The organism is Dactylosporangium sucinum (assembly GCF_014647515.1).
Classification (GTDB): domain Bacteria; phylum Actinomycetota; class Actinomycetes; order Mycobacteriales; family Micromonosporaceae; genus Dactylosporangium; species Dactylosporangium sucinum.
Genome location: NZ_BMPI01000067.1, coordinates 57,192 through 65,993 on the forward strand (window position 1 = coordinate 57,192; position 8,802 = coordinate 65,993).

9 protein-coding genes are annotated in these 8,802 nt (G+C 73.2%); 6 read left to right on the plus strand and 3 right to left on the minus strand.

Features of this window, described 5'->3' with window-relative positions:
- Positions 1-55: 55 nt before the first annotated feature.
- Both prfA and IEZ31_RS44410 read left to right on the plus strand, forming a co-directional pair.
- On the plus strand, positions 56-1,150 hold the full coding sequence (gene prfA, locus IEZ31_RS44405; RefSeq protein WP_190256165.1) for a peptide chain release factor 1: 1,095 nt from the start codon (positions 56-58) through the stop codon (positions 1,148-1,150).
- 115 nt (positions 1,151-1,265) lie between these two features.
- Positions 1,266-1,472 carry a hypothetical protein gene (locus IEZ31_RS44410; RefSeq protein ID WP_190256166.1) on the plus strand — a complete coding sequence of 69 codons (207 nt, stop codon included), beginning with the start codon at positions 1,266-1,268 and terminating at the stop codon, positions 1,470-1,472.
- Positions 1,473-1,544: 72 nt separating this feature from the next.
- On the opposite strand, the gene IEZ31_RS44415 is transcribed toward IEZ31_RS44410, so the two are convergent.
- Positions 1,545-3,077 (minus strand): GGDEF domain-containing protein, encoded by a 1,533-nt coding sequence (locus IEZ31_RS44415; RefSeq protein ID WP_190256167.1) that lies wholly within the window; start codon positions 3,075-3,077, stop codon positions 1,545-1,547.
- A gap of 37 nt (positions 3,078-3,114) precedes the next feature.
- On the opposite strand from IEZ31_RS44415, the gene prmC reads away from it, so the two are divergent.
- Together prmC and IEZ31_RS44425 are read left to right on the plus strand one after the other, a co-directional pair.
- The gene (gene prmC / locus IEZ31_RS44420) at positions 3,115-3,978 is read left to right on the plus strand and encodes a peptide chain release factor N(5)-glutamine methyltransferase (RefSeq protein WP_190256168.1); all 864 of its coding nucleotides are present in this window, start codon (positions 3,115-3,117) and stop codon (positions 3,976-3,978) included.
- A gap of 9 nt (positions 3,979-3,987) precedes the next feature.
- The gene (locus IEZ31_RS44425) at positions 3,988-4,623 is read left to right on the plus strand and encodes an L-threonylcarbamoyladenylate synthase (protein WP_190256169.1); all 636 of its coding nucleotides are present in this window, start codon (positions 3,988-3,990) and stop codon (positions 4,621-4,623) included.
- On the opposite strand, the gene IEZ31_RS44430 is transcribed toward IEZ31_RS44425, so the two are convergent.
- On the minus strand, positions 4,620-5,273 hold the full coding sequence (locus IEZ31_RS44430; protein WP_190256170.1) for an L-threonylcarbamoyladenylate synthase: 654 nt from the start codon (positions 5,271-5,273) through the stop codon (positions 4,620-4,622). The genes IEZ31_RS44425 and IEZ31_RS44430 overlap by 4 nt on opposite strands.
- A 24-nt stretch (positions 5,274-5,297) precedes the next feature.
- Between IEZ31_RS44430 and IEZ31_RS44435 the strand changes: the two genes are divergently transcribed.
- On the plus strand, positions 5,298-5,867 hold the full coding sequence (locus IEZ31_RS44435) for an arsenate reductase/protein-tyrosine-phosphatase family protein (protein ID WP_229836788.1): 570 nt from the start codon (positions 5,298-5,300) through the stop codon (positions 5,865-5,867).
- On the opposite strand, the gene IEZ31_RS44440 is transcribed toward IEZ31_RS44435, so the two are convergent.
- Positions 5,856-7,316: an SDR family oxidoreductase gene (locus IEZ31_RS44440; protein ID WP_190256171.1), complete on the minus strand. Its 1,461-nt coding sequence runs from the start codon at positions 7,314-7,316 to the stop codon at positions 5,856-5,858. The genes IEZ31_RS44435 and IEZ31_RS44440 overlap by 12 nt on opposite strands.
- Positions 7,317-7,359: 43 nt before the next feature.
- Here IEZ31_RS44440 and glyA point away from each other — a divergent pair, with 43 nt between their 5' ends.
- Positions 7,360-8,622, plus strand: a complete 1,263-nt coding sequence (gene glyA / locus IEZ31_RS44445) for a serine hydroxymethyltransferase (protein ID WP_190256172.1) — start codon at positions 7,360-7,362, stop codon at positions 8,620-8,622.
- Positions 8,623-8,802: the final 180 nt, after the last annotated feature.

Below are 8,802 nucleotides of genomic sequence, written 5' to 3' on the forward strand. Positions count from 1 at the left end.
GTGCGGGCGGGCGCCGATTTCGTGTCGACCCTTCTGAGACGAGGCTGGAGAGGACATGACCGCCGACACCCGGCTCGCCACGCTGTTGGCGGAGTACCAGGAGCTTGAGCAGAAGCTCGCCGATCCCGGCATCCACGCCGACCAGGCGCTCGCCCGCAAGACCGGGCGGCGCTTCGCCGAGCTGTCGCCGATCGCCAAGACGGCGACCGAGCTCGACCAGGCCCGCGAGGACCTGCAGGCCGCGCGGGAGCTCGCCGCCGAGGACCCGGCGTTCGCCGGCGAGGCCGAGGAGCTGGAGACGCGCATCCCGCAGCTGGAGGAGCGGCTCGCCGAGCTGCTCGCCCCGCGCGACCCCAACGACGCCAAGGACGTGATCTTCGAGATCAAGGCGGGGGAGGGCGGCGAGGAGTCCGCGCTCTTCGCCGGCGACCTGTTGCGGATGTACCTCAGGTACGCCGAGCGGCACGGCTGGACGACCGAGGTGCTCGACTCCCAGGAGTCCGACCTCGGCGGGTTCAAGGACGTCGCGGTCGCGATCAAGTCGCGCGGCATCCCCGACGGCGGCAACGGCGTCTGGTCGCGGCTGAAGTGGGAGGGTGGCGTGCACCGCGTCCAGCGGGTGCCGGCCACCGAGTCCCAGGGCCGCATCCACACCTCCGCGGCCGGCGTGCTGGTCACCCCGGAGGCGGAGGAGACGGGCGAGATCGAGGTCGACCCCAACGACCTGCGCGTCGACGTGTTCCGTTCGTCCGGCCCGGGCGGGCAGAGCGTCAACACCACCGACTCGGCCGTGCGGATCACGCACCTGCCGACCGGGATCGTCGTGTCGTGCCAGAACGAGCGCTCCCAGCTGCAGAACAAGGACCGGGCGATGCGCATGCTCCGGGCCAAGCTGGTGGCCCTCGCCGAGGAGCAGGCGGCGGCCGCGGCCGGCGACGCCCGGCGCTCCCAGGTGCGCACCGTGGACCGCAGCGAGCGGATCCGGACGTACAACTTCCCCCAGAATCGCATTTCCGACCATCGGATCGGTTACACCGCGTACAACCTGGACCTGGCCCTCGCCGGCGACCTCGACGGGGTGCTGGATGCCCTGGCCGAGGCCGACCGCAAGGCCCGGCTCGCAGGTGAGGACCAGCTCAGCAGAGGGTGACGCGGGTCTAACGCAGACGTCACATCATGGAAACGGTGCAGCGGGATGCTGAACTCCGGTAGCGTTTCGTGCCGGGAAAGCTGCACGCACCGTGATCACCACCGGGAGGGAAGCCATGCCGTCTGCGTCGTCGTCCGTCGACCTGTCCGCCGGCCCGCGTGCCGTGGTGGGGACGGCCGCCGAGATCATCTTCAAGGTCGGACGGACCGTGCTCGGCGCCGATCGGGTGCCGACGGCGAAGTCGAACGCGTGGGCGGCGGTGTGCGCGGACCAGGAGCGCGCCCGGATCCGCGAGGAGAACGCCCGGATTTCGTCCCGCTAGGGGGCACTTGCGCCGAAGTTGCAGCGGCCGTGAGAGAGGTTCTCGCGGCCGCTGCTCTGCGTCTACGACGCTCTACGACGCGGCTCGGGGGCGCGGGGCCTTCGCCCGCAGCATCGCGTGGTCGGCCGCCTCGAACGCCGCCGCCACGCTGCCGAAGTCCTCGCCCTGCAGGCCGGCCCACCCGATCGTCACCCCGACCGGCGTCCCCGGCACCAGCGAGTGCCAGTCCTCCGCCGCGACCGCGGCCACGATCCGGCGGGAGATCTCCCGCGCCTCGCCCGCGCTCGTCGTCGGCAGGACCACGACGAACTCGTCGCCGCCATAGCGCGCCACGAAGTCGCCCTTGCGCATGACCCGGTTCAGCACGCCGGCCACCCGCTGGAGCACCAGGTCGCCGGAGAGGTGGCCGTGGACCGTGTTGACGTCCTTGAACCCGTCCAGGTCGCAGACGCCGAGCACGGCGTGCCCGCCGGCCTTGAACAGCTTGCTGACGTGCTCCTCGAGGTAGCGCCGGTTGGGAAGCCCGGTGAGCGGGTCGGTCAGCGCCTCGCCGCGGTGGAAGTCGATCCGCCGCACCATGTCCTCGTGGTCGAGGAGGGCCGCGACGCCCTCGACGAACAGGTCGCGCAGCCGGTCGAGCTGGGCGACGGCGACCCGGAAGGCGCTGCGGTCGGCGTGGTACGCCAAGCGGTAGTCGGCCGCCCCGAGGTGGGCCAGGGCGCGCAGCCGGTGGATCTCCGCCCCGCCGAGCGAGTCCTCCGCCACGGTCGCCGTCTCCAGCCGGGCCACCGCCTCGATCGGCCGGCGCTCGGCGATCGCCTGGCAGACCGCGCCGAGCGTGCGCAGGTCACCCGCCCGGGTCGACATTCCGGCCGACTCCAGCAGCGGCCACGCCTCCAGCCCGGTCTGCACGACGCCCAGCGTGCCCAGTCGCACGACGGCGTATCCCATCGCGCCCCGGGCGATCGGCCGCAGCCGGCTCAGCTCGTCGTCCTTCTGCTTGCGCTCCAGGTCGTGCACGATGTCGCGCAGGATGCGCTGGCAGCCCTCGCTGTCGCCGCGGTGGTCGAGGTCGACGGCGAGCCGCAGCCGGATCTGCGGCGCCGCGAAGTCGGTGTTGGCGGTCGGCACCCCGACCTCGACGGCCACCTCGCGGGCCTTCTCCATGGCGGCCAGCGCGTGGCCGTGGAAGCCCGTGTACGAATACGCCATGGCCAGGTTGTGCCAGCCCCACGCGGTGCCCTCGTCGGTCAGCTCGACCGCGCCGAGCGCCCGCGAGCCGTGCACCAGCGCCCGCACGCAGCGGTCGAGCGAGCCGGCCCGTAGGGCCACGATGGCCGCGAGCGCCTGAAGCTCCCCGTACTGCGCGGGGTCCTGCACCTGCCGGGCGGCGGCCAGCCCGGCGTCGAGCGCGGCGGCGAGGTCGCCCGCCTTGCCCAGGTTGATCAGCGTGATGAGGCGCAGCGTCAGCGCCTCCACCCGGTCGTGCGGCGCCTGGTCGCCGGCGAGCACCCGGTCGACGACCGTCATCGCCTCGCCCAGCTGATCCTCGAAAATCAGGCGCCGGGCGCGCGCCAGCTCCGACGTGCGGTCGGCAACCGCCATCGGGACCCCCTTTCACCGCGCGCCCCATGATTATGGGGTGCACAGCGTCGAAGATGACACGCCAGAACGTGAGTTGCCCACGCTTCTCACCGCCGCGACCCGCTCGCTGGCCGCCGGCGGCGTCCCCTCCCCGAGGGTGGATGCCGAGCTCCTGGCCGCGTACGTCCTGTCGGTCCCGCGCTCCCGGCTGCGCCTGGTCGGGTCGTTGACGCCTGCGCAGGCAACGTTGTTCGCCTCGCTGGTGGCTCGCCGCGCCGCGCGCGAGCCGTTGCAGCACGTGACCGGCGAGGCCCCGTTCTACGGCCTCTCGCTGGCCGTCGGCCCGGGCGTCTTCGTCCCGCGGTTCGAGACGGAGCTGCTCGTGGAGTGGGCGTTACGCCAGCCGGCTTCCCGCGTGGTGGACCTGTGCTCGGGTTCGGGCGCGATCGCGGTGGCGTTCGCGGTCAACCGCCCGTCCGCCCGGGTCACGGCGGTGGAACGTTCCCCGGCCGCGCTGCGGTGGCTGCGCCGCAACGTCGACGCGCTGGCCCCGTCGGTCGAGGTGGTCGAGGGCGACGTGACGGACTTTTCGATTTTGTCCGATGTAGACGGTTCGGTGGATCTCGTACTGTGCAATCCGCCCTACGTCCCGCTGGACGCCCCGGTCGACGTCGAGGTGCGCGACCACGACCCCGCGGAGGCGGTGTTCGCGGGCGACGACGGCCTGGCGCTGATGCCCGCCGTCGCGGCGCGCGCGGCGGCGCTGCTGCGCCCGGGCGGCCGGCTGGCGATCGAGCACGACGACACCCAGGGCGAGTCGCTCCCGGCCCTGCTCCGCGAGGGCCCCTTCACGGACGTGACCGACCACGCGGATCTCGCGGGCCGCCCCCGCTTCACCACGGCCCGCCGGGTGGCAGACTAGGTTCTCGTGATGCTCTACGACTGCAGCCAGTTGGCCGAGCGCGAGCGCGGGATCGCCGCGGCGATCGAGGCCGTCGGCCGGGGTGACCTGGTCGTCATGCCGACCGACACGATCTACGGCATCGGCGCCGACGCCTTCAAATCGTGGTCGGTCACCGCGCTCAACAACGCCAAGGGGCGCTCGGCGGCCGTGCCGGTGCTCGTCGGCTCCCGGCACACCCTCGACGGGCTGGTGTTCGGCCTGCCGCAGGCCGCCCGGGACCTGGTCGACGCGTTCTGGCCGGGTCCGCTGACGATCGTCGTGGAGCACGCCCCGAGCCTGCAGTGGGACCTCGGCAGCACCGACGGCACGGTGGCGGTGCGCATGCCGCTGCACCCGATCGCGCTCGAGGTGCTGCGCGAGACCGGTCCGATGGCCGTCTCGTCGGCCAACAAGGTCGGCCAGCCGCTGCCGCAGACCGCCGAGGAGGCCCGCGACCAGCTCGGCTACGCGGTCAGCGTCTACCTGAGCACCCCGGCCGACCTCGACAACGTCACGAGCACGATCGTGGACGTGACCGAGAACCGGGTGCGCGCCGTCCGCATCGGCGGCCTGTCGATGGACCAGCTCCGCGAGGTCGTCCCCGAGATCGAGGAGCCGATCTAGCCCTGGGCGGCCGCCTCGATCTGCGCCAGGGTCACCGGCCCCTGGCGCAGGATCCGGAACGCGCCGGCCTCGACCAGCACCAGCGTCGAGGCCAGCGGCTGGGTGATCGAGGTGACGTCCTCCAGCACCGGCACGACCTCCTCGCCCGACCAGTCGAGCTCGGGCAGGAAGTCGTGGTCGAGCGGCCGGCTCTCCTCGCCCGAGCGGTTCAGGCTGGTCGCCGTCACCGGGCGGCCCAGCAGGTCGACCACCTGCAGGGTGGCGGGGTGGTCGGGCACGCGCACGCCGACGGTGCCGTTGAGCGTCACGAGGCGGTCCGGCAGGCGGCCGCTCTGCGGCACCACCACCGTCAGCGGGCCCGGCGTGAACGCCCGGACCAGCCGCTCGGCCACCTCGTCGAGCCGCGCGAAGTCGTGCACCATCCGCAGCGACCCGAACGCCACGTGCATCGGGTTGGCGAGGCTGCGCTCCTTGGCGTGGAAGACCTTCTCGACGGCCGGCTCGTTGGTCGCGTCGGCGGCGATCATGTAGCCGGTCTCGGTCGGCAGCACCGCCAGGCCGCCCCGGCGGAGATGGTCGGCCACCCGCGCGGCGGCGCCGAACGACAGCAGCTTGGCGGGGCTGTGCGTGAGCGCTTCGAACCTGGTCACGGACCGCCATGTTAGCTTGCCGCCATGTCGTCACCGTTCAGCGTCCTCGTCGTGTGCATGGGCAACATCTGCCGCTCGCCGATGGCCGAGCGCATCCTGGTCGCCGACGCGCTGGCGCTGGGCGCGACCGCCGACCAGCTGTACGTGCACGGGGCCGGGACCGGCGGCTGGCACGCGGGGGAGGGGATGGACCCGCAGGCGGCCAGGCAGGTGCTCGCCCGCGGCGGCGACCCGGCCGGGTTCCGGGCCCGCAAGCTGCTCGCCGAGCACGTCGAGGCGTCCGACCTGATCCTGACCGCGACCGGCGAGCAGGTCGACTTCGTCGTGGCGCTGTGCCCCGACGCCGAGGACCGCACGTTCGTGTTCGGCGAGTTCGGCCGGCTGCTGGGCCGGGTGGACCTGGCCGCGCTGCCGGGCGGCGACGTGTACGAGCGCGGGGTGGCGCTCGTCGAGGCGGCGGAAGCGGCGCGCGACGGGCGCCGGGACAGCGACGACCTCGACGACCCGTGGGGCCGCCCGGACGCGTACTTCAGCCGCGTCGCCGACGAGATCCACGAGGTGACCCGCCCGCTGGCGGCGGCGCTACTGCGCTGAGGCCGACGCGGTGCGCGCGATGTTGCGGGCCATCCCGCCGAAGACGACGGCGTGGAACGGGGCGACCGACCACCAGTACGCGTGCCCGGCCAGCCCCTTCGGCAGGAAGACCGCTCGCTGCTCGTAGACGGAGCCGCCCGCGCCGTCGTCGTGGACGCGCATCTCCAGCCAGGCGCGGCCCGGCAGCCTCATCTCCGCGCGCAGGCGCAGCAGCTCGCCGGGGACGATCTCCTCGACCCGCCAGAAGTCCAGCGCCTCGCCGACGTACAGCCGGTGCGGGTCGCGCCGCCCCCGCCGCAGCCCGACGCCGCCGACCGCCCGGTCGAGCCAGCCGCGCACCGACCAGGCCAGCGGGAACGAGTGCCAGCCGTGCTGGCCGCCGATCGCCTCGACGACCTGCCACAGCGCGTGCGGCGGGGCGTCGACGGCGCGGACCCGCTGGTCCTGGTACGCCGTGCCGCCCGACCACGACGGGTCGCTCGGCAGCGGGTCACTCGGCGCGCCCGGCACGGCCGCGTTCGCCCAGCTGGTCTCGACGTCGGCGTCGCGGATCCGGCGCAGCGCGAGCTGGACGGCGACCTCGAAGCCGGTGAGGCCGTCGTGCGGATCCGGGACGTACGCGGCGACGTCGTGCTCGCGGCACACCGCCTCGTGGACGAGGCTGCCGACCAGCGGCCTCGCGATCCGGTTCGGCACCGGCGTGACCAGGCCCACCCAGTGCGACGAGAGCCACGGCGTCAGCGCCCGCACCGGGATGAGGACGCGGCGGGGCAGGCCGGCCACCCTGGCGTACCGCTGCATCATCTCCGCATACGTGAGCACGTCGGGCCCGCCGATGTCGAACGCCCGGTTGACCGGCGGCGGGAAGACCGTGGCCGCCGCGACCAGGTAGCGCAGGACGTCCCGGATGGCGATCGGCTGGATCCGGTTGCGCACCCACTTGGGCGTGACCATGACGGGGAGGCGTTCGGTGAGGTACCGCAGCATCTCGAACGACGCCGACCCCGACCCGATGATGACCGCCGCCCGGAACACGACCGTCGGCACGCCGCTGCGCAGGAAGATGTCGCCGACCTCGCCGCGGGAGCGCAGATGCGCGGAGGCGCGCTCGCCGGGCACCGGGCCCCCGAGGTACACGATGCGCTCGACGCCGGCCTCGCGCGCCGCGATGACCAGGTTCAGCGCGCTCTCGCGGTCCACGTCCTCGAACGCGGCCTGCCCGAGCGCGTGCACCAGGTAGTACACGACCTCGACGCCCTTGCACGCCTCGGCGAGTCCCTCGTCGGCCGCGACGTCGCCGGTGACGATCTCCACCCGCGCCGCCCACGGCACGTCGCGCAGGCGCCGCGGATCGCGGGTCAGGCAGCGCACCGCGTGGCCGGCGGCCAGCAGCCGCGGCACGAGCCGGCCGCCCACGTACCCGGTCGCGCCGGTCACGAGACATCGCATGACTTCATGCTTACCCTGCGCGATTGCCACCTAGACTCGTTTCATGGGCGACACGTACTGGGGACCGGACTTCCAGGCGCTCCGCGAGACCGACCCGGAGATCGCCGACGTCGTCGTCGACGAGCTGCAGCGGCTGCGCGGCGGCGTCCAGCTCATCGCGAGCGAGAACTTCACGTCCCCGGCCGTGCTCGCCGCGCTGGGCTCGACGCTCACGAACAAGTACGCGGAGGGATATCCCGGCCGGCGGTACTACGGGGGCTGCCGCGAGGTCGACCGCGCCGAGGAGCTGGGCATCGAGCGCGCCAAGGCCCTCTTCGGCGCCGAGCACGCCAACCTGCAGCCGCACAGCGGGGCGAGCGCCAACCTGGCCGCCTACGCCGCCCTCCTGATGCCGGGCGACACGGTGCTCGCGATGGAGCTGCCGCACGGCGGCCACCTGACCCACGGCAGCAAGGTGAACTTCTCCGGCAAGTGGTTCAACACCGTCGGCTATCCGGTGAGCAAGGAGGACGAGCTCATCGACTACGACGAAGTCCGCGACCTCGCCCTGACCCACCGCCCGAAGATGATCATTTGTGGCGCCACCGCCTATCCGCGGCTGATCGACTTCGCCCGCTTCCGCCAGATCGCCGACGAGGTCGGCGCCTACCTGATGGTCGACGCCGCCCACTTCATCGGCCTGGTCGCCGGCCGGGCGATCCCGTCCCCGGTCCCGCACGCCGACGTCGTCTGCTTCACCACGCACAAGGTCCTGCGCGGCCCGCGCGGCGGCATGATCCTGTGCAAGGAGTCGCTCGCCCAGCGCATCGACAAGGCCGTCTTCCCGTTCACCCAGGGCGGCCCGCTCATGCACGTGGTGGCCGCGAAGGCGGTGGCGCTGAAGGAGGCCGCCCAGCCGGCGTTCGCCGACTACGCCCGCCAGGTGGTCGCCAACGCCCGGGAGCTGGCCGCCGGCCTGGCGGCGGAGGGCATGCGCCCGGTCTCCGGCGGCACCGACACCCACCTGGCCCTGATCGACCTGCGCGGGCTGGGCATCACCGGCCGCGAGGCGGAGGAGCGCTGCGACGCCAACGGGATCACGCTGAACAAGAACGCGATCCCGTACGACCCGGAGAAGCCGATGACCGCGTCCGGCATCCGCGTCGGCACGCCGTCGGTGACCACGCAGGGCATGAGGGAGCCGGAGATGCGGGAGATCGCGTCGCTGATCGGGGCCGCGCTGCGCGGCGAGAAGGTCGCCGACCGGGTCACGGAACTGGTGACCCGCTTCCCGGCCTACCCGGTCCCGCTCACCGCCGCCCCCTGACCCGCGCGCTGTCCGCGCGCGCCGGCGCTCTGTCCGCGCGCGCCGGCGCTGCGGCCGCGGCGGGCGACGCACCTCGCCTCCGCGGACGCCCGGCCTCGGCCATTAGGTCGTGTCTCGTGGATCTTTGGTGAGGTCGCGTAGCCAGATCTTCATCGTGGCAATGTCGACGGTGGCGCGGTA